Source organism: Microbacterium sp. MDV22-iso44, from assembly GCF_058629135.1.
Window position 1 is genome coordinate 1,256,373 of record NZ_JBZVWS010000001.1, and the last position, 26,570, is coordinate 1,282,942.

Below are 26,570 nucleotides of genomic sequence, written 5' to 3' on the forward strand. Positions count from 1 at the left end.
CTGTGTCATCCGACGTCTTCGTCGATTCCCGGTTGTCCGGTGCAGCCCAATCATATACGATTTGAGATACGACGCAAGAGCGAGGGAGCTCACGAGATGCAGAACGACGACACGGTGACGGATGCCGCATCCCTGGACCCGCGCTTCGCCGCCCTCCCGGGCCGCCCCGGCACGATCGTCGCCGTCCATCTGAACTACCGGTCGCGCGCCGCCCAACGCGGACGCACGCCTGCGGCGCCGTCCTACTTCTTCAAGTCCACGGGCTCCGTCGCGGCGTCCGGCGGAACGGTCGAGCGGCCCGTCGGAACCGAGCTCCTCGCCTTCGAGGGTGAGATCGCGCTCGTCATCGGCACGGCGGCCCGCCGCGTCAGCGCTGCCCGGGCGTGGGAGCACGTCGCCGGCGTCACGGCATCCAACGACCTCGGCCTCTACGACCTGCGGGCGAACGACAAGGGGTCGAACGTCCGCTCCAAGAGCGGCGACGGCTTCACCCCGATCGGCCCCGTCGTCCTCGACGCCCGCCGGCTCGATCCCACCCGGCTGCGCGTGCGCACCTGGGTGAACGGGGAGCTCGTCCAGGACGGCAGCACCGACGACCTCCTCTTCCCCCTCCCGCAGATCGTCGCCGATCTGTCGCAGCACTTCACACTCGAACCCGGCGACGTCATCCTCACCGGCACGCCCGCGGGCTCGTCGGTCATCGTCCCCAGCGACGTCGTCGAGGTCGAGGTCGACGCCCCCGACACCGGGGCGACCACCGGCCGGCTCACGACGACCGTCGTCGACGGCCCCGACATCGCGTTCGACCCTGCACTCGGCTCGCTCCCCCAGGTCGACGACACTCAGCGTGAAGAGGCGTGGGGCTCCCGCGAGGCAGCCGGGCTCGCCGCGGCATCCGCTCTCTCCCCCGATCTCCGCGCGAAGCTCGAGCGCGTCCCCGTCGCGGGGCTGTCGCAGCAGCTGCGCAAGCGCGGTCTCGACAACGTCACCATCGACGGCGTCGCCCCGCTCCACCCCGATGCGAAGCTCGTCGGCGTCGCCGCGACGCTCCGCTTCGTACCGAACCGCGAGGACCTGTTCCAGAGCCACGGCGGCGGTTACAACGCGCAGAAGCGCACGTTCGACACGGTCCGCGAAGGCGAGGTCATCGTGATCGAGGCGCGTGGCGAGGCCGGTTCCGGCACGCTCGGCGACATCCTCGCCATCCGTGCGCACGCGCAGGGCGCGGCCGGCATCGTGACCGACGGCGGCGTGCGCGACATCGCCGCGGTGGCCGCGGTCGGCATCCCGGTCTACACCGCGGGCGCGCACCCGGCGGTCCTCGGTCGCAAGCACGTGCCGTGGGATGCCGGGGGCACGATCGCCTGCGGCGGCACGACCGTGCAGCCGGGCGACATCATCGTGGGCGACCGCGACGGCGTGATCGTGCTGCCGCCCGCGCTCGCCGAGGAGGTCGCCGACGCGGCCCTCGCGCAGGAGGACGAGGACGCGTGGATCGCCGACCGCGTCGCGGAAGGCGAGCCGGTCGACGGGCTCTTCCCGATGAACGCCGCGTGGCGGGCGCGCTACGAAGCCGAACGGGGCTCCCGATGAGCGACGTCGCGGCCCCGAGCAAGTCGCAGCAGGCGTACGCGTGGATCAAGGAGCGCATCGTCAGCGAGGCGTTCACCCCCGGCTACCGCCTGGTGCTCGGCAGCATCGCGGGCGAGCTCGACATGAGCGTCGTCCCGGTGCGCGAGGCGATCCGCCAGCTCGAAGCCGAGGGGCTCGTCACCTTCGAGCGCAACGTCGGCGCGCGCGTCGCGATGGTCGACGACTCGCAGTACCGCTTCAGCATGCAGGCGCTGTCGATCCTCGAAGGCACCGCCACGGCACTGTCCGCCCGCGCCCTCACCGAGTCCGACGTCCGGCGAGCGCGCGACATCAACGAGCTCATGATCGAGACGCTCGACCACTTCGACCCGCGTGCGTTCACCCGCCTGAACCAGGAGTTCCACGCGACCCTCTTCGAGCGCTGCGCGAACCCGCGGATGCTGGAGCTCGTCCAGGTCGAGTGGGCACGGCTCGGGCACCTCCGCGATTCCACGTTCAGCTTCGTGCCGGGGCGCGCGCAGGAGTCGGTCCGCGAGCACGAGCAGATCCTCGTGCTCATCGAGCGGAGCGCTCCCCTCAGCGAGATCGAGCACGCCGCGCGGCGACACCGCTCGGCGACCCTCGACGCCTACATGACCCACGAGCACCCCGACCAGGCCCTCGGCCTGCCGAACTTCTGACCCCTCGAACAAGGACGCACGACATGACGGATCCCACGCTGGCGGCGCCGCACACGCCCGCCGACCTTCCCACCCGCATCCAGCACTACATCGACGGTGCCTTCGTCGACTCGGCGGACGGCGACACGTTCGACGTCCTCGATCCCGTGACGAACCGTGTCTACCTGCAGGCCGCGGCCGGCAAGAGGGCCGATGTGGATGCCGCCGTCGCCGCCGCGCGCCGCGCGTTCACCGACGGCCCGTGGCCGCGGATGCTGCCGCGCGAGCGCTCGCGCGTGCTGCACCGCATCGCCGACATCGTCGAGTCGCGCGACGCCCGGCTCGCGGAGCTCGAGTCGTTCGACTCGGGTCTGCCGATCACGCAGGCGCTCGGCCAGGCCCGTCGCGCCGCCGAGAACTTCCGGTTCTTCGCCGACCTGATCGTCGCCCAGTCCGACGACACGTTCAAGGTGCCCGGTCGCCAGATCAACTACGTCAACCGCAAGCCGATCGGCGTCGCGGGGCTCATCACCCCGTGGAACACGCCGTTCATGCTCGAGTCCTGGAAGCTCGGTCCCGCCCTCGCCACGGGCAACACGGTCGTGCTGAAGCCCGCCGAGTTCACTCCCCTCTCGGCATCGCTCTGGGCCGGGATCTTCGAAGAGGCCGGCCTCCCGCAGGGCGTCTTCAACCTCGTCAACGGCCTCGGCGAGGACGCCGGCGACGCGCTGGTGAAGCACCCCGACGTGCCGCTCATCTCCTTCACCGGCGAGAGCTCGACCGGCAAGCTCATCTTCGCCAACGCCGCTCCCTGGTTGAAGGGCCTGTCGATGGAGCTCGGCGGCAAGAGCCCCGCGATCGTCTTCGCCGACGCCGACCTCGACGCCGCCATCGACGCGACGATCTTCGGGGTCTTCTCCCTCAACGGCGAGCGCTGCACAGCAGGCAGCCGCATCCTCGTACAGCGCGACGTGTACGACGAGTTCGTCGCGCGCTACGCCGCCCAGGCGCAGCGCGTGAAGGTCGGTTTTCCGCACGATCCCGCCACCGAGGTCGGTGCCCTCGTGCACCCCGAGCACTACGACAAGGTCATGTCGTACGTCGAGATCGGCAAGGGGGAAGGTCGCCTCGTCGCCGGCGGCGGTCGCCCCGAGGGGTTCGCCGACGGCAACTTCGTCGCCCCGACGGTGTTCGCCGATGTGCCCCCGACCGCGCGGATCTTCCAGGAGGAGATCTTCGGTCCCGTCGTCGCGATCACCCCGTTCGACACCGACGACGACGCCCTCGCCCTCGCCAACGACACCAGATACGGTCTCGCCGCCTACGTGTGGACGAACGACCTGAAGCGAGCCCACAACTTCTCGCAGGCCGTCGAGGCCGGCATGGTGTGGCTGAACTCGAACAACGTCCGCGACCTGCGTACGCCCTTCGGCGGCGTGAAAGCCTCCGGACTCGGCCACGAGGGCGGTTACCGCTCGATTGACTTCTACACCGACCAGCAGGCCGTGCACATCACGCTCGGCGCGGTCCACAACCCCACCTTTGGCAAGAACTGACTCCGCCCACGACCAGCAAGGACGCTGACATGAGCCACCGCGACGGCATGACCAAGACCTCCTCCGGGTTCTTCGTCTCGCAAGAAGCCCCCATCCGCACCGACGACCCGGTGCGGACGCCCACCTCCCCCGCCCCCGACATCCTGCGCTGCGCGTACATGGACCTCGTGGTCACCGACCTCGCGGCATCCCGCCAGTTCTACGTCGACATCCTGGGGCTCCACGTCACCGAGGAGGACGACGACGTGATCTACCTCCGTTCGACGGAGGAGTTCATCCACCACAACCTCGTGCTGCGGAAGGGGCCCGTCGCCGCCGTCGCCGCGTTCTCGTACCGCGTCCGCACGCCCGAGGACCTCGATCGGGCCGTCGCCTTCTACAGCGAGATCGGATGCCGCGTCGAGCGCCGCCCCGAGGGGTTCACGAAGGGCATCGGCGACTCGGTGCGCGTCGAGGACCCCCTCGGGTTCCCGTACGAGTTCTTCCACCAGAGCGAGCACGTCGAGCGGCTGTCGTGGCGCTACGACCTGCAGATCCCGGGCGAACTCGTCCGCCTCGACCACTTCAACCAGGTGACGCCCGACGTCCCGCGCGCGGTGCGCCACTACCAGGACCTGGGGTTCCGGGTGACCGAGGACATCCAGGACGAGGACGGCACGGTCTACGCGGCGTGGATGCGGCGGAAGCCCACCGTGCACGACACCGCCGCGACCGGCGGCGACGGGCCTCGCATGCACCACGTCGCCTTCGCGACGCACGAGAAGCACAACATCCTCGCGATCTGCGACAAGCTCGGCGCGCTGCGACGCTCCGACGCGATCGAGCGGGGACCGGGCCGGCACGGCGTCTCGAACGCCTTCTACCTGTACCTGCGCGACCCCGACGGCCACCGGGTGGAGATCTACACGCAGGACTACTACACCGGTGACCCCGACAACCCGGTCATCACGTGGGACGTGCACGACAACCAGCGACGCGACTTCTGGGGCAACCCAGTCGTCCCGTCCTGGTACACCGAGGCATCCCTCGTGCTCGACCTCGACGGCAACCCGCAGCCCGTCCGCACCCGGGAGGACCGCAGCGAGATGGCGGTCACGATCGGCGCCGACGGCTTCTCGTACACCCGCGAGGGCGATGACGAGGCGATGCCCTCGTGGAAGCAGGGCGAGTACAAGCTCGGGAACCAGCTCTGATGCTGTCCACCGAGGACGTCTCGCGCATCGCGGACGAGCTCGCCGAGGCCGATCGTACGCACGGCGTCATCCCACGGATCACCGCACGCCACCCCGAGGCCACGGTCGAGGACTCCTACGCGATCCAAGGCGTCTGGCGCGACCGGATGGTCGCGTCGGGCCGGCGCCTCGTCGGTCGCAAGATCGGGCTGACCTCCAAGGCGATGCAGCAGGCGACGGGGATCACCGAGCCCGACTACGGGGTCATGTTCGACGACACCGTCTACCGCTCGGGCGACAGCATCCCCGTCGACCACTTCTCGAACGTCCGGATCGAGGTCGAACTCGCCTTCGTCCTCGCGAGCCCGCTCGAAGGCCCCGACTGCACGCTCGAGGACGCCCTCGCGGCGATCGACTACGCCGTACCCGCGCTCGAAGTGCTGAACTCGCACATCGAACTCGAGGGCCGCACGATCGTCGACACGATCAGCGACAACGCCGCCTACGGTGCAATGGTTCTCGGCATCGAACACCGCCGCCCCGACGAGATCGACCTGCGCTGGGTGCCGGGGGTGCTCTCACGCAACGGCGAGATCGAGGAGACCGGTGTCGCGCAGGGTGTCCTCGGCCACCCCGCGACGGGCGTCGCGTGGCTCGCCAACAAGATCCACCAGCACGGCGCACGTCTCGAGGCGGGCGAGATCATCCTCGCCGGCTCGTTCACGCGGCCGGTGTGGGTGTCGCGGGGCGACGAGGTGCGCTGCGACTATGGGCCGATGGGAGTGATCGAATGCCGTTTCATCTGAACCCGACGTTCCGCGAAGCGCTGACGGATGCCGACCGTCCCCTCGCCGGCATGTGGGTGTGCTCCGGGTCGCCGCTCGTCGCCGAAATCTGCGCGGGCGCGGGCCTCGACTGGCTGCTGATCGACATGGAGCACTCCCCGAACGGGCTCGAGTCGGTGCTCGCGCAGCTGCAGGCCGTCGCCGCCGCCCCCGTGACGGCGGTGGTGCGCGTGCCGTTCGGCGACGTCGTGACGATCAAGCAGGTGCTCGACATCGGCGCGCAGAACATCCTCGTGCCGATGGTCGACACGGCGGCGCAGGCGGCGGAGCTCGTCGCCGCGGTGCGGTATCCCCCGCACGGACGCCGCGGCGTCGGGTCCGCGCTCGCCCGCTCCGGCCGGTGGAATCGCGTCGAGGACTACCTCGCCGACGCCGACCGCCACGTCTCCCTGTTCGTGCAGGTCGAGACGGTCGAGGGTGTCCGGAACGCCGCCGAGATCGCCGCGGTCGACGGGATCGACGGGGTCTTCGTCGGCCCGAGCGACCTCGCGGCGTCGATGGGGCTCCTCGGCGCGCAGACGCATCCCGATGTGGTCGCAGCCGTCCTCGACGCGTTCGCCGCCGTCCGTGCGTCGGGAAAGCCCGTGGGCGTCAACGCCTTCGATCCGGATGCCGCGCAACGCTACCTCGACGAGGGCGCGTCCTTCGTGCTGGTCGGCGCCGACGTCACCCTCCTCGCCCGCGGGTCCGAGGCGCTCGCGGCCCGATGGGGTCGCGCCGGCGGCTGAGCCACCGCGCGGTCGTCAGCGGGCGGCATCCCACCACTGGAGGACCCGGAGCGCGAGGAAGGTGAGCCACCGCGACGGCTGACGCTCGGGTGCGTCGATGTCGAACCAGCGCCTGCCCTCGAGCGTGCGTCCCTGGTGCCACGTGCCGTCGGCGTGCCGCGCCGCGCGGACCATCTCGATCGCCTCGGCGAGCCGCGGGTCCGGCGGGGTGCCGGCCTGGAGAGCGGCATCCCGGAAATGATCGAGCGCCGCGAGCGCGCTGTAGCGGTGCCGGTTGGGGTAGACGAAGTCGGTGACGAAGCTGCCGACGACCTCTCCCGTCGACAGCCGGTACGCCAGGCGCCGTTCGAGGAGGTACTCCTCGCCGCGGTGCCGGCTGTCGCGCAGCGCCGTGTCGCCGGTGAACTGCTCGTAGGCGAGCATGCCGCGGACGGCATTGAGCGTCGAGTGGAACGACCCGCGGACCGAGTCACCCTCCTCGGCCTCGCAGTTCCAGCCGGCGTCGGCGAGCTGATGCTCGGGGAACCATGCGGCGAGCGCCGAGACGTCGGCGCCGAGCCACGCTCCCGTCCCGAGCGTGAACGCGTTGATGCAGACGTCCACCTCCCCACCCCAGTACGGCAGGTCGTCGTACTCCCAGCGGCTGTTGCGGTCGAGCTTCGCCGCGGTGTCCCCGAGAGCGGATGCCGGCACTCCCCACTCGCGCAGATCCTTGAGCGTCCAGGTCGTGGCCGTCCACGGCTGGCCGGGCATCTCTGACTCGGGGCTGCCGAAGAACCCGGCCGGGAAGTACGCGCCGCCCTCCCACTGCCCGTCCTCCCCCTGCTGCGCGAGGAGCGTGGCTCCGTTCCCCTCGGTGGTCACGCGTGCCCGCGTGACCTCCCACTGCTCGGGCGGCACGCCCAGGAGATCCCGCTCTACCTGCCACCGCAGTGACGGGTCCGAGTCCCGCAGCCAGTCGAGGATCTCCTGCGCGCGCGTCATGTCGGCATCTTCGCGCGGGCCGCCGACATCCGCCAGGGCTCAGCCGCGCTGCGCGAGCATCTCTCCGTAGCCGTCCTCGAACGTCGGGTAGGCGAGGCCGTCGACGACCTCGGTGAGGCGCGTGCCGTCGAGGATCGTCCCGCGCCGCTCGGCGGGTTCGCCGCGAGGCGGCACCGGCACGCCGAGGCGCTCGGCGAGGAAGCTCACGACCTCGCCGAGCGTCGCCGGCCGCCGGTCGACGGCGTGGAGGACGGCGGGCACCTCGTCGGCCCGCAGCAGCGTGAGGATCGTGCGGACGACGTCGGTCTCGTGGATGCGGTTGGTCCGGCGGTCGTGATCCACCGGGGTGCCGGCGAGCACCTGGCGGATGAGCCGGTCACGTCCCGGTCCGTAGATGCCCGCGGGTCGCAGGATGGTCGCGCCGAACAGCTCGACCGCGCGCTCCTCCCCGTCGACGAGCTGCTGGGCTCGATCGCTGCGCGGCCGCGGCTCGTCGTTCTCGTCCAGCGGCCGCTCGTCGCCGTACCCCTCGAACACCCGCGTCGACGACACCCAGATCGTGCGTGCCGGCCGCTCGGGCAACGCTTCTGCGACGCGGCCGATCGCGCCGGCGAGAAAACCTTGCTCCTCGCCCGGCGGCAGCGTCACGACGACCGCGTCGACCGCCGGCAGCGACTCGGTGAGCGGCCGGGACAGGTCCGCGGCGATGTGTCGCCAGCCGTCCGAATCGGATGCCGCCGACCGCCGCAGCGTGACGACCTCGCCGCCCGCGCGCCGGAGCTCCTCCGCCACCCGCGTTCCGATGCGACCGGAACCGATGAGGAGCGTGCGCGCAGGGATCATCCCCCCATCCTCTCAATCGCCCTGGGGTGACGGGCGTGTAACAAAGCGTCGCCGCAGGACCCGCGGCATCCGTCTGCGCGCGAGAATGATCAGCGGCTCTCCGCGATCACGCGGCGATGCCAACCCGACCCCCTCGTCCGAGCACCCTCGGCGCCCCCGGAGGCCCTCATGTCCCGTCGTCCCGCCCTGCGCACCGCACTCGTCGCGTCCGCCGCGGCCCTCGCCCTCCTCCTCGGAGGCTGCGCCTCGAACGCGGCCCCGGGTGCCGGGTCGTCCGCCGGTGCGACTCCCTCGCCCGACGATTACGTCACCCCCGGCAAGTTCACCGTCGCCACCGGCGAGACCGCCTACGAGCCCTACGTCTACGACGACAAGCCTGAGTCGGGCAAGGGCTTCGAGGCCGCCGTCGCCTACGCCGTCGCCGACAAGCTCGGCTTCGCGAAGGACGACGTCGAGTGGGTCCGCACGAGCTTCGAGGCGGCGATCGCGCCCGGCCCCAAGAGCTTCGACGTGAACCTGCAGCAGTACACGATCACCGACGACCGCAAGAAGGGCGTCGACTTCTCGTCGCCGTACTACTCCGCGAGCCAGTCGATCATCGCCCTCAAGGGCGGCAAGGCCGACGGCGTGACCGACCTCGCCGGGCTCAAGGACATCACGATCGGCGCCATGGCGAACTCGACGAGCGCTCTGACGCTCGACGCGCTCGACCTCGGGCTCACCCCGAAGCTCTACAACTCGAACGAGGACGCCACCGCGGCCCTCAGCGCCGGACAGGTGGATGCCGTCGTCCTCGACACCCCGACCGCCTACGTCGCGGTCACCGCGTACATCACCGACTCCTTCATCGTCGGCGAGCTCCCGAAGGTCGGCGTCGAGGACCAGTGGGGCCTGCTGCTCGCCAAGGACTCGCCGTTGACCCCCGCGGTGAGCGCGGCCGTCGACGCCCTCCGGGAGGACGGCACCCTGGCGGAGCTCGAGAAGGAATGGCTGTCGGGTCTCACCGAAGGCGTGACGAAGCTCCAGTGACGAAGCGCCCGTGAGGACGCGCTAGCGTCGATCCGTGAGTACCAGCATCCCGAGCGCACTCGAGCTCGACCGTCGCGCCTATCGGCGCGGGCGGGAGCGACGGTCCGTGCTCATCGCGATCCTCTCGACGGCCGCGTTCGCGGTGATCGTGTGGGCGTTCGTCATCAACACGGAGGGCTGGGCGAAGGTCCAGCGGGCCTTCTTCGACCCCGCTGTCGCCATCGAGGCGCTGCCGAAGGTGTGGGAGGGCTTCCTCCTCAACCTGACGGTGCTCGGCATCTCGATCTTCACGGTCGGCGGCGTCGCGCTCGTGATCGCACTCCTGCGCACTCTCCGGGGCCCGGTCTTCTTTCCCGTGCGGACCCTGGCGGCGGGCTACACCGATCTGTTCCGCGGGCTGCCGTTCATCATCGTGCTCTACCTCGTCGGGTTCGGGCTGCCGACGATCGTCGGCGAGCGGATCGACGAGCTGTTCCTCGGCATCCTCGCCGTCACGCTCACATACTCGGCCTACGTCGCCGAGGTGATCCGCGCCGGCATCGACTCGGTGCACCCCTCTCAGCGCCTCGCCGCCCGTGCGCTCGGCCTGAACCATGTGCAGACGCTCCGCCGCGTCGTTTTGCCGCAGGCTCTCCGCAAGATGACACCCGCGCTCATGAACGACTTCATCTCGATGCAGAAGGACGTCGGGCTCATCTCGATCATCGCGGGCCTCGACGCGATCGCGCGGGCGAAGGGCGTCGTCGCGACGACCTACAACTTCACGCCGTACGTCGTGGCAGGCATCCTCTTCATCCTCCTGGCGATCCCCACGATCCGCCTGACGGACTGGTACACGGCGAGGCTCCGCGAGCGCGAGCAGTCAGGATCGGTGCTGTGAGCGGGATCTTGACGGCGACCGGCATCCGCAAGTCCTTCGGTGACCGGGACGTGCTGAAGGGCGTCGATGTGACGCTCGGTGCGCACGAGGTCGTCGCGCTCATCGGCGCGAGCGGATCGGGCAAGTCGACGCTGCTGCGGTGCCTGGGATTGCTGGAGCCCATCGACGACGGGCAGATCTTCCTCGGCGACGAGGACATCTCCGACCCGCGGGTCGACGGCAACCGCGTGCGAGCGCGCCTGGGCGCCGTGTTCCAGAGCTTCAACCTCTTCCCGCATCTGTCCGTGCTCGACAACGTCACGCTCGCCTCGCGCGTGGTGCACCGGATGCCGCGCCGCGACGCCGAAGCCCGCGCGGCCGAGTTGCTGGCCCGCGTCGGGCTCGCCGACAAGGCGAAGGATCACCCCGACCGGCTGTCGGGCGGTCAGCAGCAGCGCGTCGCCATCGCCCGCGCGATCGCGACCGACCCCGAGGTGCTGCTCCTCGACGAGATCACCTCGGCGCTCGACCCGGAGCTCGTCGGCGAGGTCCTCGAGCTCGTCCGTGACCTGGCGTCGGAGGGCGCGACGATCCTGATGGCGACGCACGAGATGGCGTTCGCGCGCGACGTCGCCGATCGCGTCGTGTTCCTCGACGCCGGCACGATCGTCGAGGAGGGTCCGCCGTCGTCCGTGCTGCGGTATCCGCAGGAAGCACGCACCCGCGCCTTCCTCGCCCGCTTCACCGCCTGACGCCCCGGCGCGCGCTTCTCCTGTCACAACACGCCGCGCGCCACCGCACATCGCGACAGGCGAGCGGCGGCGCAGCGCCCCCGCGGGCTTCCCCGGCGCAGGGCCCCCGCGGGCTTCCCCTGTCACAACACGCCGCACGCCATCGCACATCGCGACAGGCGAGCAGCGCGGCCGCGCACCCGCGGCGCAGGACTCCCCGCCGGGCTTCCCCTGTCACAACACGCCGCACGCCACCGCACATCGCGACAGGCGAGCGGTGCCCGTCAACGAAGGCGAGGGATGCCGGGCGGCACCCGGCATCCCTCGTTCACAAGCACACGTCAGACGCGCAGGCCCGCAGCGCGCTCGGCGACCTCGACGACGTTGGTCATGAGCAGGGCGACCGTCATCGGGCCGACGCCGCCGGGGTTCGGCGATACCCAGCCGGCGACCTCCGTGACGTCCGGGTGGACGTCGCCGTAGACGCGGCTCTTGCCGGTCTCGGGGTCGTCCTCGCGGGTGACGCCGACGTCGAGCACCGCCGCGCCGGGCTTCACGTGCTCGGCCGTGACGATGTGCTTCACGCCCGCCGCGGCGACGATGACATCGGCTTCGCGCAGGTGCGCGCCGAGGTCGGTCGTGCCGGTGTGGGTGAGCGTGACGGTCGCGTTGTACTCGCGGCGCGTGAGCAGCAGGCCGATCGATCGGCCGATCGTGACACCGCGACCGACGACGACGACGTGCTTTCCGGCCAGGTCGTAGCCGTTCCGCACCAGCAGCTCGATGACGCCGCGGGGCGTGCACGGCAGCGGCGACGTGATCGGGGTGTTGACGTTGAGCACCAGGCGACCGAGGTTCGTCGGGTGGAGGCCGTCGGCATCCTTCTCGGGATCGATCCGCTCGAGGATCCGGTCGGTGTCGAGGTGCTTCGGCAGCGGCAGCTGCACGATGTACCCGTGGCAGGTGGGGTCGGCGTTGAGCTCGTCGATCAGCGCTTCGACCTGCTCCTGCGTCGCGTCGGCGGGCAGCTCGCGCTGGATCGAGTTCATCCCGATCGCCTCGGACTGGCGGTGCTTCATCCCGACGTAGAGCTGGGATGCCGGGTCCGCGCCCACGAGGACGGTGGCGATGCCGGGCGTCACGCCGTGCTCCTTCAGCACCGCGACGCGTTCGGCGAGCTCCGTCTTGATCGCCGCCGAGGCGGCCTTGCCGTCGAGGACCGCCGCGGTCATGATGCCTCCTGTCGTCGCCCCTCGCCCGCGAGACTGCACGGGGAGCTCGAGACTGCGGTCAAGGACCACTGTCTCGAGGCGTGCGTGCAGTCTCGCGGTCGGAGGAGGGGCCGGATGCCGGGGGTCACTGCTGGAGGCCGGGGTAGAGCGGGAACGCCTCGGCGAGCTTCGCGACGCGCGCGCGGAGCGCCTCGTGGTCAGCACCCGGCAGCAGCGCGAGCGCGATGACGTCGGCGACCTCGGTGAACTCGGCGTCGCCGAAGCCGCGGGTCGCGAGCGCCGGCGTGCCGATCCGCAGACCCGAGGTGACCATCGGCGGACGCGGGTCGTTCGGGACCGCGTTGCGGTTCACCGTGATCCGGATGTCGTGCAGCAGGTCTTCGGCCTGCTTGCCGTCGATCGCGGCGTCGCGGAGGTCGACGAGGACGAGGTGCACGTCGGTGCCGCCCGAGCGCACGGCGATGCCGGCGCCCGTGACGTCGTCCTGGGTGAGGCGATCGGCGAGGATCGCGGCTCCCCGGAGCGTGCGCTCCTGGCGCTCCTTGAACTCCGGGGTCATCGCGAGCTTGAACGCGGTCGCCTTCGCCGCGATCACGTGCATCAGAGGCCCGCCCTGCTGGCCGGGGAAGACCGCGGTGTTGATCTTCTTCGCGATGTCGGCGTCGTTCGAGAGGATGAGGCCCGAGCGGGGACCGCCGATCGTCTTGTGCACGGTGGTCGAGACGACGTGCGCGTGCGGGATGGGCGACGGGTGCAGGCCCGCGGCGACGAGACCGGCGAAGTGCGCCATGTCGACCCAGAGGAGGGCGCCCACCTCGTCGGCGATCGCGCGGAAGGCGGCGAAGTCGAGCTGACGGGGGTAGGCCGACCAGCCGGCGATGATGACCTTCGGCTTGTGCTCGATCGCGAGACGGCGGACCTCGTCCATGTCGACGAGCGAGGTCTCGGCGTCGACGCCGTACGCGACGATGTCGTACAGGCGGCCCGAGAAGTTGATCTTCATGCCGTGGGTGAGGTGGCCGCCGTGGTCGAGCGAGAGGCCGAGCAGCGTGTCGCCGGGGCGGGCGATCGCGTGCAGGACGGCGGCGTTGGCCGACGCACCCGAGTGGGGCTGCACGTTGGCGAACCCGGCGCCGAAGAGGGCCTTGGCGCGCTCGATCGCGAGCTCCTCGGCGACGTCGACGACCTCGCAGCCGCCGTAGTAGCGGCGGCCGGGGTATCCCTCGGCGTACTTGTTGGTGAGGACTGAGCCCTGCGACTGCAGCACCGAGACGGGAACGAAGTTCTCGGAGGCGATCATCTCGAGGAACCCTCGCTGACGGTCGAGCTCCCGCTCGAGCACATCGGCGATCTCGGGATCGACCTCGGAGAGGGGGGCGTTGAACAGCGAATGGGTCATGACGATCTCCTGACGACGGCTTTCGGGATGAGGAATCTCGCATCGGCCCAGGCGCGCGGTCGAATGCCGTGTCAATCGCTCCCCGGTGGTAGCCCACCTCAACGCCAGTCGCGACAATGCGAGCATAACGGATGGGGCCGCTGATAGGCTGGCCCGATCGGTTTTGTTAGGACACCTTACAGAACGGCGGTGGCTCCGGTGCCCCTCCCCCTCGTGCCCTTCCCCGCGGACGTCGCCGTCCAGAACGGGCCCGCCTTCGACCTCGCCGGGGCCGGCCTGACGGGCGAGACGGATGCCGCGACCGCCCTCCGCTCCCTCGTCGCCGCGCGCACGGGCCTCGACCTGCCGGACGGCGACGGCATCGTGCTCGACGTGCGGGACGGCGGCCCCGCGGAGTCGTACGTCCTCGAGGCGGCGGCCACCGGCATCCGGATCACGGGAGCGGATGCCGCGGGCCTCTTCTCCGGCGTGCAGACGCTCGGCCAGCTCGTCCGTCGTGACGGCGAGCGCTGGGTGGTGCCGGCCGTCCGCATCGCGGACGCCCCGCGGTTCGCGTACCGCGGGGTCATGCTCGACGTCGCGCGCCACTTCCACGGAGTCGACACGGTGCGGGCGTACATCGACCGCGCCGCATCGCTGAAGCTCAACGTCCTGCACCTGCACCTCTCGGACGACCAGGGCTGGCGGCTCGAGCTGCGCTCGCGTCCCGAGCTCACCGAGAGGGCTTCGACGACCGCGGTCGACGGGGCTCCCGGAGGCTTCTACACGCAGGACGAGTACCGCGAGATCGTCGCGTACGCGGCATCCCGTCACATGACCGTCGTCCCCGAGTTCGACATGCCGGGACACACGCACGCCGTCGCCCTCGCCTACCCGGAGATCGCCGAGGCGCCGGTCACGGACGTCATCACCGAAGGCGCGATCCCCGTCGAGGGCGAGCCGTACACCGGCACCGCGGTCGGCTTCTCGTCGCTCCGCGTCCACGACGAGGCGACGTATGCCTTCATGCGCGACGTCTTCGCCGAACTCGCCGGGCTCACCCCGGGACCCTGGCTGCACTTCGGCGGCGACGAGTCCCACGGGACGACGCCCGAGGACTTCGCGCACTTCGTCACGCGTGCGAGCGCCGTCATCGCCGACCTCGGCAAGACGCCGATCGCCTGGCATGAGGCCGGCGCCGTCGCGGGCCTGGCTCCCGGCACGATCGGCCAGTACTGGGGCTTCGCGACGCCGACGGATGCCGCGCCCCGGCACGCCCGCGCCTTCGCCGAGCGCGGCGGCCGCGTCATCCTCTCGCCTGCCGACGCGATCTACCTCGACATGAAGCCGACCGACGACGCACCCCTGGGTCTCACCTGGGCGAACGGCGCGACGAGCGTCGAGCGCGCGTACTCGTGGGAGCCGACCGCGGTCGTCGACGGTCTCGTCGAGGACGCCATCCTCGGCGTCGAGGCTCCGCTGTGGACCGAGACCGTCGCGAGCCTCGCCGACATCGACGCACTCGCCTTCCCCCGCATCGCGGCCGCGGCCGAGATCGCGTGGTCCGCCGCCACCGGCCCCGAGCGCACGTGGGACTCGTTCCGCGCGCGGGTCGGCGAGCTCGGGCCGCTCTGGACTTCGCTCGGCATCCGCTTCCCCGCCCTCGCGGAGGTCCCGTGGACGACGTGACCCGCATCATCCACTCCGCCCGGCTGATCGACGCCGGCGCGGAGACCCCGGACGCGTGGATCCGCGTCGAGGCCGGACGGGTCGCGGCATCCGGCACCGGGGATTCGTGGCGCTCGCTCGGCGCCGACGAGGTCGTCGATGCGTCGGGCGCGGTGCTCACGCCCGGTTTCGTCGACCTGCACGGGCACGGCGGAGGCGGTCGCGCGCACGAGGACGGCATCGAGGCGATCCGCGTCGCCCGGGCGACGCACCTCGCGTACGGCACGACGCGCGCCGTCATCTCGCTGGTCGCCGGTTCCCCCGCCGACCTCGCGACCCGTCTCGGTGCGATCGCCGAGCTCGCGGAAGCGGATGCCTCGGTCCTCGGCGCGCACCTGGAGGGCCCGTTCCTCGACCCGGCGCACCACGGTGCCCACGATCCTGCCCTTCTCCTCACCCCCACGCCCGAGGCCGTCGCCGCGCTGATCGAAGCGGCGCACGGCTCGCTCGTGCAGGTGACGCTCGCGCCCGAACTGCCCGGCGGGCACGACGCGATCGCCCAGTTCGCCGCGGCCGGCGTCGTCGTCGCGGTCGGTCACACCGATGCCGACGTCGAGGCCACGCGCCGCGCGTTCGACGCAGGCGCCACCCTCCTCACCCACGCCTTCAATGCGATGCCGGGACTCCACCACCGCGCCCCGGGACCGGTCGGCGCCGCGACCGGCGACCCCCGCGTGACCCTCGAGGTCATCGCCGACGGCGTGCACCTGCACCCCGACGTTATCCGGATGCTGTTCGCCGCTGCCCCGGGCCGGATCGCGCTCGTGACCGACGCGATGGCCGCCGCCGGCGCCGCGGACGGGACCTACCTTCTCGGGTCGCTGTCGGTCACGGTCGACGCGGGTGTCGCGCGCCTGGCCGACGGGACGATCGCAGGTTCCACCCTGACGCAGGATGCCGCGCTCCGCACCGCCGTCGCGGCGGGCGTGGCACTGCCCGACGCCGTCGCCGCGCTCACCGCGACGCCGGCGCGCACCATCGGTCGGCCGGAGCTCGGCTCCCTCGCCGTCGGCGCCGTCGCCGACGCGGTGCTCCTGAGCGCCGATCTGCACGTGCGGCGGGTCTTCTCCGGGACGGTCTGAGCCGCGGCTCCCTCCGATCGCCGGTCAGACGCCGCATTCGGTATGCAGTCCCGATCGGTGCGGCCGCTGAGCTGACGCCCGGGGATCCGCCCCCGCACGCCCAGCGGACTCGCGTCGAGACTGAATACCGACCAGCACATCGATCAGAGTCCCGGCGCGACCCCGACGGGCGACCCCGCCAGCAGTGCGGCACCGACCGCGCCGACGGGCTCGCCCGCGGGCACCGGGGCGAGCCGTTCCGCCAGATCGAGCGAGGCGAGGAAGGCCGACCCGGATGCCGCGGCCCGAAGCGCCGTGCGCACCGGCGCGAACACCCGCTCACCCAGACGCGACACCCCGCCGCCGAGGACGACGAGCTCGACGTCGGCCGTGAGCACGAGCACCTGCACCGCGGCGGCCACGCCACGGACCAGATCCGCCCGCAGCGTCCGGGCGAGCGGGTCGCCCGCATCCGCGCAGTCGAACACCTCGGCGACGGGGAGCGGCGACGGCTTCCCCCACCGCGCGGCGACCCCGGCGCCGCCGGCGAGCGCCTCGATGCATCCGCGTTGCCCGCAGGGGCAGACCGGCCCCGCGGGGTCGACGCTGAGATGCCCGATCTCGCCGGCGGCGCCACGCGCGCCGCGCCACGGCATCCCGGCCCGGACGATCCCCGCGGCGACGCCCGTCCCGAGGTTCAGGTAGGCGAGCGAGTCCGTTGCCGGCAGAAGGGCGGCCGCGCCCACGGCGGCGGCGCGCACGTCGTTCTCGACGACGGGCCGCACACCGATCCGGGCGCCGACGGCCTCGGCCAGGTCGACGCTCCCGATCCCGAGGTTCAGCGCGTGCCGGACGACGCCGCCGGGCGAGACCTGCCCCGGCATGCCGACTCCGACCGGGCCCGGCGGCGCGTCGCCGAGCACGGCGTGCACGGCCGCGCAGATCCCGTCGACGACGGCCTCGGCTCCCCGCCCGGTCGCGCGGCGGTCGGTCGCGACGACGCGACCGCCGTCATCCACCGCGACGGCCAGCGTCTTCGTGCCGCCGACGTCGATTCCGACGCGCATGTCAGCCCTTTACGGCGCCCGAGACGAGCCCGCCCGACATCCGCCCCTGCACGATGAGGAAGAAGACGACGACAGGGATGGAGATGAGGGTGGATGCCGCCATCACTGCGCCCCAGTTGGTCGCCTCGGTCGCGGACTGGAACGACAGGAGCCACGGCGGCAGCGTCAGGTTCTGGCCCCGCAGCAGCAGGAGCGCCATCGTGAACTCGTTCCACGATTGGATGAAGGCAAAGACGCCGGTGGCGACGAGACCCGGAGCGAGGAGCGGGAAGGTGACCTTCCAGAACGCCTGCGAGCGCGTGCACCCGTCGATCATGGCCGCCTCTTCGAGGTCGACCGGAACCCCCGCGACGAACCCGCGCAGGGTCCAGATCGTGAACGGGACGACCGCGGCGACGTAGACGATGCCGAGCCCCACGAGCGTGTTCATGAGCCGCCAGTCGTCGATCATCCCGTAGATCGTGAACATCATCGCCTCACCCGGGATCATCTGCACGATGAGGACCGAGACGATGAACGAGCGGCGTCCCCGGAAGCGGATGCGGGCGACCGCGATCGAGGCGAGGAACGCGACGAGGAGGGTGACCACGAGGACGCCGACCGTGACGAGACCCGAACTGATCAGTCCGTGCAGGAAATCGGTCTGCCCGGGCGCTGCGGGTCGCGTCCACGCCGTCTCGTAGTTGCGGAGCGTGAAGTCCAGCGGCAGGAAGCTCGGCGTACGGCTGATGATCGATTCGCCGCTCGTGAACGACATGTTCAGCATCCAGTAGACGGGGAACACCGAGCACGCGAAGACGACGAGCGCGGCGACGTTGAGCACCACGCGGCCGAGCGGTGAGCGGCGACGCCGCCGTGCGGCGAGCGATCCCGCGACGGGCGTCCGCGCGTCGCCGACCCGGCCGGCGACCTCGTCGACGCCGACGGTCGCCAGCTGCGCGGCAGGCGTGATCTGCGTGCTCACAGCTCCTCCTCCTTGAGGGTCGTCCGGACGTATCCCCAGGACAGGGCGAGCAGGAGAATGACGGTGAGCACGCCGATCGCGCTGGTCACCCCGAACTCGCCCACCCCCTGACGGAAGATGTAGGTGCCGAGGACGTTCGTCTCCGAGACGAGCCCACCGCGCTGCTGCAGCGTGTACACCTGCGTGAAGATCCGGAGGTTCCAGATCACCTGCAGGACGACGACGACGGTCACCACGTTCCGCAGGTACGGGTAGACCACGAGGCGGAACCGCTGCAGCCCGGTCGCGCCGTCGAGCGACGCCGCCTCGAGGACCTCGCCCGGAACCTGGCCGAGCGCGGCATAGAGGGTGAAGGCGGCGAAGGGGACCCCCTGCCACACGACGATGATCGTGAGGACGGCGAAGAACGACCAGGGGTCGAGGAGCCAGGAGTGGTTCGTGAAGTCCGTGGACCCGGTGACGGAGTCGAGCAGCCAGTTCACGAGGCCGTACTGCGCGTCGAAGATCCACCCCCAGACGGTGGTCGCCGCCAGCGGCGGCATCGCCCACGCGAGGAGCAGCCCGATCGACACCAGCAGGCGCCAGCCGCGGGTGAGTCGTGTCATGAGCACCGCGACGAGTGCGCCGAGCCCGACGATCAGCACGGTCATGACGAGCATGAGCCCGAGGCTGCGCACGAGCACCGCCGGGAAGTCGGACGCGGTGAACACCTCGAGGTAGTTGTCCAGGCCGACCACGTCGGGAAGAGTCCCCTGCACCTTGTCGCGGATCGAGTAGTCGGTGAACGACTGGACGACCATCAGGACCGCGGGGTAACCGACCATCACCGCGAGGATGACGAGGGAGGGGCCGAGCAGGGTGAGCGCCGCCGCGCCGTCCTTGCGACGGCGGCCGCGCTCGCGGGCCGCGGTGGCGAGGCGATCGCGTGGCGGCGCCGGCGGGGCGGGGCGTGTGAGGGTTCCGGACATCATCGTCTCCGTGCAGGGTGAGGGGGCAGCCGGGGGACGACCGCCCCCTGCACAGGTCGGTCAGGAGTTGAGGATCGCTTCGATCTGACCGTCGAGGGCGGTGGCGATCTGGGTGACGTCGCCTCCCTGCGCGATCTTCACGAGCGCGTCCTTGATGACGCCGGCCGACTCGACCTCGGCCCACTTGGGGCTCGCCGGGACCGCCTTGGAGGATGCCGCGGCCTTGGCCGCCTCGGCGGTGATGGCGTCGTCGGGCAGGTACTGCGCGAACGAGGTGCGCGCGGGGATCAGCCCGTTCTCGGCGAGGATCTTCTGGTACCCCTCCGACAGGATGATCTCCAGCGCCGCCTGCGCCTTGTCCTGCGCGTCCGACTTCGCGGCGACCGCGATGTTCGAGCCGCCCGCGAAGACCGGGGCGACCTCGCCGGCGCTCATGCCGGGCAGGGCGAACGCCGCCAGGTCCTTACCGGCCTCGTCGGGGCATCCGGGCGCTTCGGCGTCGGCGGCCGCGAGGATCGACCACTTCACCCACGCCGGCGCCGAGAGGAACCCGACCTCGCCGGCGCAGAACGGCACCTGCGGGTCGGTCTCGTCGGAGTCGGCGGGGGCGATGGTCGCGTTCGTGTAGACGTTCTGCAGCATCGTGAGGCCCGCGATCCCGCCTTCGCTCGAGAATCCGCCGACCCACTTCTCGCCGTCGAGGGTGGCGATCTCGCCGCCGTTGGCCCAGATGTAGGGCAGGGCGTTGTACCAGTCCTTGCCGGGGGCGTAGATGCCCGACTTCGTTGCAGTGGTCCCGTCGATGCCGGCCTTCACGTAGTCGGCGAGCGTCGTCGGGACCTCTCCGGAGTAGCTGGCGGGCGAGTAGAACACGACGCGCGATCCGGCGTAGTACGGCGCTGCGTAGAGCGTGCCGTCCTCCGACCCGAGGTCGACGAAACTCGTCAGCATGTCGTCGCCCCCGAGGTCGTCCTGGATGCCGGAGAGGTCGGCGAACAGGCCCTGCGAGATGAATCCCGGCGCCTGCGTGTTGCCGACCTCGACGATGTCGGGCGCGTCGTTGGACGAGAGCGCGGCGACGTACGCCTCACCGGTGTCGGCCCACGTCTTCTCCTCGATCGTGAGGGTCCAGCCGTCGTTCTGGTCTTCGAACGTCTTCTTCAGATAGTCGCGCGCGTCCTGGGGCGTGTCGGTGCCGACCAGCCAGACGGTCAGGTCGCCGGTCTCGGCGCTCCCGCCGGTGGGCGTCCCGCCACCGGCGCAGCCGGAGAGGACGAGGGCTGATGCGCCGAGGAGCGACAGTGCTCCGAGGGTCTTCTTCATAGCGGTTCCTTCACTGTGTGGGGATGCGGCGGCCCGGACGGGTCGTCGCGGATGCGGGTGGTGCGGGTCAGGACACTCCGAGGCGACCGGAGAGGACCATGACGGCCGCACCGCGCAGGACGATGTCCTCGCTGTGGGTCGACATCCGCACCTGGAGCCCGTCGTGGAACGTGGCGAGGGTGCGGGTGCGGACCGTCTCGGCCGCGGCCTCGGCGAGCGCCCCGCCGAGCAGGTCGGCGGGGCCGGAGAGCGCGATCTCCGACAGGTCGAGCGCTCCGACGATGGGCGCGAGGGCGATGCCGAGCCGCTCGCCGGCGTCGCGCAGGACGCTGTCGGGGTCGCCGGTGGCGGCGATGCGCTCGGTGAGTGCGGGGACGGCGAGCCAGGCTTCGAGGCATCCGATCTTGCCGCAGGCGCAGGCGGGTCCGCCGTCGGTGCCGACGGTGACGTGGCCGATCTCGCCGGCGGCGAAGCGGGCACCGGCGAGCGGCTCTCCCCCGGTGAGGAGGCCCGCGCCGACACCGCGGCCGACGCGGACGAGGATCACGTCGTCGCCGGCGCCGCCGAACGTGTGCTCGGCGAGGACTGCGGCGTTCGCGTCGTTGGCGACGAGCACGGGGAGTCCGAGGTCGCGCTCGAGGGTCCCGGCGAGGTCGAGATCCGCCCACCCGAAGCCGGGCGCCGCGAGGACGACGCCGCGGTCGTCGACGACGCCCGGTGTCCCGACGCCGAGACCCAGGACCGGGGCATGGGCGTCGGCGACGACCGTGCGGGCGAGGGCGACGATCGCGTCGAGGACCTCGCTCTGCCGGGCGGGGACCGGGACGCTGTGGCGTGCGACGATCTCGCCGTCGAGGGTGAGCACCGCGCCGACGAGGCTCTCGCTGCCCGACAGGTCGAGTCCGACGATGCGATGACCGTCGCGCGCGATGTCGACGAGCATGGCGGGCTTGCCGGGGCCGGATGCCTCCCGCACACCCTGCTCGACGACGTACCCGTCCTCCATGAGCGACCCCACGAGATCCGAGATGGTGACCCGGGTGAGTCCGGTCTCGCGCGCGAGATCGGCGCGGCTCATCGCCCCTGCGGAGAAGAGCGACTGCAGCACCAGTGCGCGATTGTGGGCACGGGCGTGCTCGGGGAGGATCTTGCCCGCGGCACGTCGGGAGCGGGTCACGGCTGCGGATCGGGTCGGGCTCGGCATGTTTGTTAGTAAGCCTTACGAATACGGATGCCGCAAGAGAGTGACCCGCTTTTGCAAGCAGTCTTAACAAACTCGTTACACTCCGGCCGTCACGACGGCCCCCGTAGAATCAAGGCATGTCCGAGCTCCCCCACGTCCGCCCCGAACGACCCGCGGAGCCCGCACCCGCCGCCACGGCACCCGCCGCCACCGGGACCACCGCGACCGCAGAGCGGCTCTCGGCCCTCGACCTCCTCAGCTTCCTGTGCACCCTCTTCGCGGTGGCATCACTCGCGATCTGGGGCTTCACTGCGTGGGACCTCCCCTGGAACATCGTCTTCGGAATCGCCGCGCCCCTCGCGACGCTCATCGTGTGGGGCCTGTTCGCCTCGCCGCGCGCCGTGATCCGCGTCCACCCCTTCGTGCGCGGACTCGTCGAGCTGCTCATCTACCTGTCGGCGACGATCGCCTGGTGGAGCGCAGGACAGGCCTGGATCGGTCTCGGCTTCGCCGTCGTCGCCGTCGTGGTCGGCGTCCTGGCGGGTCGCCGCCGCCTGTCGTGACCGACGTCGTCGCTCTGCTGCGCGAGGCGCTCGGGGAGCGCGTCGACACCTCCGATCCGGCCGTCGACGCGGCCCGCGCCGACAAGTCGGGGCACCGCGCCGCCGGGCGACCGCTCGCCGTCGTGCACGCGGCATCCGTCGCAGACGTCCAGACCACGATGCGGATCGCCACCGCGACGGGCACGCCGGTCGTGACCCGCGGCGCCGGTACGGGCCTCGCCGGAGGAGCGAACACCGGCGCCGGCGAAATCGCCCTGTCGGTGCGCGGCATGGACCGCGTACTCGAGGTCCGCCCGGACGACCTCCTCGCCGTCGTGGAACCCGGCATCCTCAACGCCGACCTCGGGCGCACCCTCGCCCCCTATGGTCTCTGGTGGGCACCCGACCCCGCCAGCCGCGAGATCTCGACCGTCGGCGGCAACATCGCGACGGGCGCGGGCGGGTTGCTGTGCGCGAAGTACGGAGTCGTCCGCGACGCCGTCCTCGCACTCGATGTCGTCCTCGCCGACGGGCGGCTCATCTCGACGGGTCATCGCAGCGTCAAAGGCGTCACGGGCTACGACCTGACGGCACTCATGATCGGCTCGGAGGGCACCCTGGGCGTCGTGGTCGGCGCCACCCTGAAGCTCCGTCGGCTCGTGCCCGGCGAGACGCGGACCCTCACCGCCCGCTTCCCCGACGTCCGCGCCGCCGCCGCCGGAGCCGCCGCCGTGACCGCGGCCGGCATCCAGCCGTCGATCATGGAGCTGATGGATGCCGTGAGCCTGACGGCCGCGCATGCGCTCCTCGGTCTCGCCCCGCCGACGCCCGGCGCGACGCAGCTGACCGTGCAGACCGACGGAGCCGCCGCGGCATACGAGCAGACCGAGATCGCGGACATCCTCGCCGCGAGCGGCGGAGCCGTGCGGCTCGCCGCGGACGACGCGGAAGCCGCGCAGCTGTGGGCGGTGCGGCGGGCGATGCACCCCGCGATGGAGACGCTGGGAACGGCGTTGATCGAGGACGTGTCCGTGCCGCGGAGCGCGCTGCCGGCGATGTTCGACGAGATCGCCCGCATCGAAGCCGCCTACGGGCTGACGATCCCCACGGTCTGTCACGCCGGCGACGGCAACCTGCACCCCAACTTCATCTTCGAGGGCGACGAGGTGCCCGCCGAGGTCTGGCGCGCGGCCGACGACCTGTTCCGCGCGGCGATCGCCCTCGGCGGCACCCTGACCGGCGAACACGGCATCGGCGTCCTGAAGAGCCGCTGGCTCGCGGACGAGCTCGGCGAGGATCAGTGGTCGCTGCAGCGCGGGATCAAGTCCGTCTTCGACCCGGCCGGGATCCTCAACCCGGGCAAGGTCTTCTCTCCTCAGCCGTGACGAACGGCGGCGCCGGCCGGTGAAGCCGACGGCCGCGCCGGCGACGGCTGCGTCGTGACCGCCAGGACGATCGAGATGATTCCGACGACACCCGGGATCGACGCAGGGAGCACTCCGACGGGACCGCCGGCCCCCGGCGCCACGAGTGTCGCGACGGCGAACATGGTGGCGAGGCCGAGCCCCAGACCGATGGCGGCGATCGGGATCCAACTCCACGGCCGCGGGATCACCCCGATGCGGAGGATCGCGATCGCGCCCCCGATGGCCAGGAGGAAAGCGACGATGACACTCAGCGCCGCGGTCGGCTCCGCACCGACGGCGTACCCGGTGGGGCCGGCCCACCACGCGGCGCGCACCAGGACGAACCCGCCCAGCGAGAGCAGCATGACCACACCCGCCGGCCGACGGGCGACGACGCTCTCCTCGGGCCGCAACCCGAACGCATAGACGACGCAGGCGGCGGCGACCAGCACGGCGGCGCCGAGTTCGAGCGGTACCGAGGCGGCGTCTCCCGCGCGGGCGGCGAGGGCGGAGAGCACGCCGAGCACGCTCTGCCCGACGAGCAGGAGACCGCCGATGAGCCACGACCACACCGTTGTGCGCTGCATGGCCACACCCTACGGCCCGCGGTGCGGGGCTGCCACCCGCTCGGCCGGAGCCCGGAGTCCACCGTTCCTCCAGCGGAGACGTGACAGGCTCGAACGGTTCCGACCCGAGGAGGCCCGACGTGTCCGCATTCCGCCCCGCCCGCGCCGCGGGCACCCTCCTCGTCGCCGCCGCGATCGCCGCCATCACTGTCGGGTGCACGCCGGCGGCCCCGAGGCACGACACGCAGACCGTCGCCGCCGCCTGCGCGACCCTCTCGGGCGCCGTCGACGGTGCGATGACCGACTTCGCCGAGGCGGATGCCGCCGACCCGGCCGCCGCCGCGACGGCCACCGCCGCCGTCCGCACGACGCTGCGCCAGGTCTCCGGATCGATCGACAATGCACGCGTCGAGGCGATCGTCGCCGACCTCCGCGCCGGATTCGACGTTCTGGCGGACGCCTCCGCGGATGCCGCGGCGGGCGACCTCGACGGCGCCACCGGCCTCGCCGACGCCACCGACCGCATCCGCACGGCGGTGTCCGATTATCACGATCTGTGCGGTCGGTGAACCGGATTCAGCCCACGTCGCGTACCCTTTTCGGAAGCGACATTCGCCCTGGCGACGAGACCCCGGATCCCCGTGGAGTCGGGAACGCCGGGCCGCAGCTCGGGGGAGATCGATGTCCGAGACCATCACACGCCAGGACGCCGACGGCACGCCCGCATCGGGTGGGCACGTCGACGTCCGCTGGGCACCGGCCGAGCCGGCGCCCAAGCCTCGCCGTCTGTGGCTGAAGATCGGGCTGCCCGTCGCCGCTGTCGTCGCCGCCGCCACGGTGTGCTCGCTCGTGCTGATCGCCCCGGGGACGACCGCCGCCGGAGTGCCGGTGGGCGGACAGACCGCAGGAGCCGCTGCCGACTCGATCTCGTCGCGCCTCGGGTCCATCGAGGTCTCGCTGGGTGACGGCGGCCCGACCGTGTCGGCTGCCGATCTCGGCGCCTCGGTCGATGCCTCCGCCGTCGCCGATGCCGCTTTCGCGGGCAGCCCCATGTGGAACGTGACCGCGTGGTTCGCCGAGTACGGCACGCCTGAGGTCACCCTCGACGCCGACCGGGCGGCATCCGCTCTGCGCGCGGCACTGCCCGACGCGTACACCGATCCGACGCCTGCGGCCGTCTCGTTCCAGGACGGCGCGTACACGGTGACACCGGCGGTCGACGGCACCGGGGTGTCGATCGACGCCGTCCGCGCCGCCCTCGAGACCGCCCTCGCCGACGGCGCCAGCACCGCCAGCGTCGACCCGACGCCCGAGCCGGTCGCGTCGGCCGTCACGACGGCGGAGGCCGAGGCGACCGCGACCACCCTCAACGACATGATCGCCGAGGCCGGCTTCTACGTCGGCGACGACCGTGCCGTGCCTGTCGCACCCGAGACCCTCGCGTCCTGGCTGCAGGTCTCGGCCGACGAGTCCGGCACGTTCGGCTACACGGCCGACGCCGCCGCGATCCAGGCGGCCGTCGACGCGCTGCCGACGAAGGTCAACCAGGACCCCGAGAGCGCCAACGTCCTCACGAGCGAGGCGGGCACCGTGCTGTCGACCGTCGTCGCGGGCCAGGACGGCCGCGTCCTCGGGGAGACCTCGGGCATCGCCCGCGACTTCGCCGACCAGCTCGCCACCGGCGATGCGTCCTACGACCTGCCCGTCGATGTGACGCCGCGCGACACGGTGAGCACCGTCCGACTCGCCGAGGTCGACCTCGGCGAGCAGCGGCTCTACCTGAAGGAGAACGGCAAGGTCGTCGACACCTGGCTGATCTCCAGCGGCCGCGACGGCGCGGTGACGTACACCGGTCACTACTCGATCGGCTGGCGCACCCCCCTGCAGGACATGAAGGGCACGTCGCGCGACACCGGCAACAAGTACACGCAGCCCGACGTCCCGTGGGTCATGTACTTCAACGGCAACCAGGCCTTCCACGGCGCGTACTGGCACAACAACTTCGGCAACCAGATGAGCGCCGGCTGCGTCAACATGCCTCCGGCCCTGGCCAAGAAGCTCTACGACTGGATGCCCGACGGCGGCGACGTCTGGATCCATTCCTGACGCGAAGCGCATCGATCGTTCGGATGCAGTCCGTGGCGATCCCGGTT

25 protein-coding genes and 1 riboswitch are annotated in these 26,570 nt (G+C 71.5%); of the genes, 15 read left to right on the forward strand and 10 right to left on the reverse strand.

All coding sequences use genetic code 11. The features are described 5' to 3' along the window. Positions 1-96: 96 nt before the first annotated feature. From AC4NN1_RS06195 to AC4NN1_RS06220, 6 genes are read left to right on the forward strand one after another with little or no spacing between them, the layout of a single operon-like run. The gene (locus AC4NN1_RS06195) at positions 97-1,593 is read left to right on the forward strand and encodes a fumarylacetoacetate hydrolase family protein (protein WP_491954811.1); all 1,497 of its coding nucleotides are present in this window, start codon (positions 97-99) and stop codon (positions 1,591-1,593) included. Continuing rightward, positions 1,590-2,273: a GntR family transcriptional regulator gene (locus AC4NN1_RS06200; RefSeq protein WP_018188832.1), complete on the forward strand. Its 684-nt coding sequence runs from the start codon at positions 1,590-1,592 to the stop codon at positions 2,271-2,273. Before AC4NN1_RS06195 ends, AC4NN1_RS06200 begins: the two co-directional genes overlap by 4 nt. Positions 2,274-2,296: 23 nt before the next feature. Beyond that, positions 2,297-3,808, forward strand: coding sequence for a 5-carboxymethyl-2-hydroxymuconate semialdehyde dehydrogenase (hpaE, locus tag AC4NN1_RS06205; RefSeq protein WP_491954812.1), 1,512 nt, complete (start codon positions 2,297-2,299; stop codon positions 3,806-3,808). 29 nt (positions 3,809-3,837) lie between these two features. Continuing rightward, on the forward strand, positions 3,838-5,001 hold the full coding sequence (hpaD, locus tag AC4NN1_RS06210; protein WP_020096685.1) for a 3,4-dihydroxyphenylacetate 2,3-dioxygenase: 1,164 nt from the start codon (positions 3,838-3,840) through the stop codon (positions 4,999-5,001). Further along, positions 5,001-5,786, forward strand: coding sequence for a 2-keto-4-pentenoate hydratase (locus tag AC4NN1_RS06215; protein WP_020096684.1), 786 nt, complete (start codon positions 5,001-5,003; stop codon positions 5,784-5,786). The genes hpaD and AC4NN1_RS06215 overlap by 1 nt, the downstream gene beginning before the upstream one ends. After that, the gene (locus tag AC4NN1_RS06220; RefSeq protein ID WP_020096683.1) at positions 5,771-6,553 is read left to right on the forward strand and encodes an aldolase/citrate lyase family protein; all 783 of its coding nucleotides are present in this window, start codon (positions 5,771-5,773) and stop codon (positions 6,551-6,553) included. Before AC4NN1_RS06215 ends, AC4NN1_RS06220 begins: the two co-directional genes overlap by 16 nt. Positions 6,554-6,568: 15 nt before the next feature. Here AC4NN1_RS06220 and AC4NN1_RS06225 read toward each other — a convergent pair whose 3' ends face one another. Both AC4NN1_RS06225 and AC4NN1_RS06230 read right to left on the reverse strand, forming a co-directional pair. Next, on the reverse strand, positions 6,569-7,537 hold the full coding sequence (locus AC4NN1_RS06225) for a squalene cyclase (protein WP_491954813.1): 969 nt from the start codon (positions 7,535-7,537) through the stop codon (positions 6,569-6,571). Between the two features lie 39 nt (positions 7,538-7,576). Then, entirely contained in the window at positions 7,577-8,380 is an 804-nt protein-coding gene (locus tag AC4NN1_RS06230) for a sugar nucleotide-binding protein (protein ID WP_020096681.1), read from the reverse strand. 168 nt (positions 8,381-8,548) lie between these two features. On the opposite strand from AC4NN1_RS06230, the gene AC4NN1_RS06235 reads away from it, so the two are divergent. From AC4NN1_RS06235 to AC4NN1_RS06245, 3 genes are read left to right on the forward strand one after another with little or no spacing between them, the layout of a single operon-like run. After that, positions 8,549-9,409 carry an ABC transporter substrate-binding protein gene (locus AC4NN1_RS06235; protein ID WP_020096680.1) on the forward strand — a complete coding sequence of 287 codons (861 nt, stop codon included), beginning with the start codon at positions 8,549-8,551 and terminating at the stop codon, positions 9,407-9,409. A gap of 34 nt (positions 9,410-9,443) precedes the next feature. After that, a complete protein-coding gene (locus AC4NN1_RS06240) occupies positions 9,444-10,289 on the forward strand; it encodes an amino acid ABC transporter permease (RefSeq protein ID WP_018188840.1) in 846 nt (281 codons plus the stop codon). Then, the gene (locus AC4NN1_RS06245) at positions 10,286-11,020 is read left to right on the forward strand and encodes an amino acid ABC transporter ATP-binding protein (RefSeq protein WP_491954814.1); all 735 of its coding nucleotides are present in this window, start codon (positions 10,286-10,288) and stop codon (positions 11,018-11,020) included. Before AC4NN1_RS06240 ends, AC4NN1_RS06245 begins: the two co-directional genes overlap by 4 nt. A 320-nt stretch (positions 11,021-11,340) precedes the next feature. On the opposite strand, the gene AC4NN1_RS06250 is transcribed toward AC4NN1_RS06245, so the two are convergent. Together AC4NN1_RS06250 and glyA are read right to left on the reverse strand one after the other, a co-directional pair. Then, on the reverse strand, positions 11,341-12,231 hold the full coding sequence (locus AC4NN1_RS06250; protein WP_311857742.1) for a bifunctional methylenetetrahydrofolate dehydrogenase/methenyltetrahydrofolate cyclohydrolase: 891 nt from the start codon (positions 12,229-12,231) through the stop codon (positions 11,341-11,343). A gap of 124 nt (positions 12,232-12,355) precedes the next feature. Further along, positions 12,356-13,630, reverse strand: coding sequence for a serine hydroxymethyltransferase (glyA, locus tag AC4NN1_RS06255; protein WP_311857744.1), 1,275 nt, complete (start codon positions 13,628-13,630; stop codon positions 12,356-12,358). Positions 13,631-13,668: 38 nt separating this feature from the next. Beyond that, positions 13,669-13,752: riboswitch (ZMP/ZTP riboswitch) on the reverse strand. Positions 13,753-13,819: 67 nt separating this feature from the next. Between glyA and AC4NN1_RS06260 the strand changes: the two genes are divergently transcribed. Together AC4NN1_RS06260 and nagA are read left to right on the forward strand one after the other, a co-directional pair. After that, positions 13,820-15,298 (forward strand): beta-N-acetylhexosaminidase, encoded by a 1,479-nt coding sequence (locus tag AC4NN1_RS06260; RefSeq protein ID WP_311857746.1) that lies wholly within the window; start codon positions 13,820-13,822, stop codon positions 15,296-15,298. Continuing rightward, the gene (gene nagA, locus AC4NN1_RS06265; RefSeq protein WP_491954815.1) at positions 15,286-16,419 is read left to right on the forward strand and encodes an N-acetylglucosamine-6-phosphate deacetylase; all 1,134 of its coding nucleotides are present in this window, start codon (positions 15,286-15,288) and stop codon (positions 16,417-16,419) included. Before AC4NN1_RS06260 ends, nagA begins: the two co-directional genes overlap by 13 nt. Before the next feature lie 143 nt (positions 16,420-16,562). Here nagA and AC4NN1_RS06270 read toward each other — a convergent pair whose 3' ends face one another. The 5 genes from AC4NN1_RS06270 to AC4NN1_RS06290 form a co-directional block, all read right to left on the reverse strand. Further along, positions 16,563-17,465: an ROK family protein gene (locus AC4NN1_RS06270; protein ID WP_491954816.1), complete on the reverse strand. Its 903-nt coding sequence runs from the start codon at positions 17,463-17,465 to the stop codon at positions 16,563-16,565. 1 nt (position 17,466) lies between these two features. Then, complete coding sequence (locus AC4NN1_RS06275) at positions 17,467-18,429, reverse strand: carbohydrate ABC transporter permease (RefSeq protein ID WP_311857751.1); 963 nt, start codon at positions 18,427-18,429, stop codon at positions 17,467-17,469. After that, entirely contained in the window at positions 18,426-19,397 is a 972-nt protein-coding gene (locus AC4NN1_RS06280; RefSeq protein WP_311857752.1) for a carbohydrate ABC transporter permease, read from the reverse strand. Before AC4NN1_RS06280 ends, AC4NN1_RS06275 begins: the two co-directional genes overlap by 4 nt. Positions 19,398-19,457: 60 nt before the next feature. Continuing rightward, the gene (locus AC4NN1_RS06285) at positions 19,458-20,720 is read right to left on the reverse strand and encodes an extracellular solute-binding protein (protein ID WP_311857755.1); all 1,263 of its coding nucleotides are present in this window, start codon (positions 20,718-20,720) and stop codon (positions 19,458-19,460) included. A 67-nt stretch (positions 20,721-20,787) separates the two neighbouring features. Beyond that, positions 20,788-21,924 carry an ROK family transcriptional regulator gene (locus tag AC4NN1_RS06290; RefSeq protein ID WP_311857757.1) on the reverse strand — a complete coding sequence of 379 codons (1,137 nt, stop codon included), beginning with the start codon at positions 21,922-21,924 and terminating at the stop codon, positions 20,788-20,790. Between the two features lie 116 nt (positions 21,925-22,040). Between AC4NN1_RS06290 and AC4NN1_RS06295 the strand changes: the two genes are divergently transcribed. Next, positions 22,041-22,466 (forward strand): YrdB family protein, encoded by a 426-nt coding sequence (locus tag AC4NN1_RS06295; RefSeq protein ID WP_020096669.1) that lies wholly within the window; start codon positions 22,041-22,043, stop codon positions 22,464-22,466. Beyond that, a complete protein-coding gene (locus AC4NN1_RS06300; protein ID WP_336124536.1) occupies positions 22,463-23,830 on the forward strand; it encodes an FAD-binding oxidoreductase in 1,368 nt (455 codons plus the stop codon). The genes AC4NN1_RS06295 and AC4NN1_RS06300 overlap by 4 nt, the downstream gene beginning before the upstream one ends. Here the strand turns inward: AC4NN1_RS06300 and AC4NN1_RS06305 are convergent. Beyond that, entirely contained in the window at positions 23,821-24,438 is a 618-nt protein-coding gene (locus AC4NN1_RS06305; protein ID WP_020096667.1) for a hypothetical protein, read from the reverse strand. The genes AC4NN1_RS06300 and AC4NN1_RS06305 overlap by 10 nt on opposite strands. A gap of 119 nt (positions 24,439-24,557) precedes the next feature. Between AC4NN1_RS06305 and AC4NN1_RS06310 the strand changes: the two genes are divergently transcribed. Both AC4NN1_RS06310 and AC4NN1_RS06315 read left to right on the forward strand, forming a co-directional pair. Continuing rightward, entirely contained in the window at positions 24,558-24,986 is a 429-nt protein-coding gene (locus tag AC4NN1_RS06310) for a hypothetical protein (RefSeq protein WP_336124538.1), read from the forward strand. Positions 24,987-25,098: 112 nt separating this feature from the next. After that, positions 25,099-26,523 carry a L,D-transpeptidase family protein gene (locus tag AC4NN1_RS06315; RefSeq protein WP_116228535.1) on the forward strand — a complete coding sequence of 475 codons (1,425 nt, stop codon included), beginning with the start codon at positions 25,099-25,101 and terminating at the stop codon, positions 26,521-26,523. The last annotated feature ends 47 nt before the right edge of the window (positions 26,524-26,570 follow it).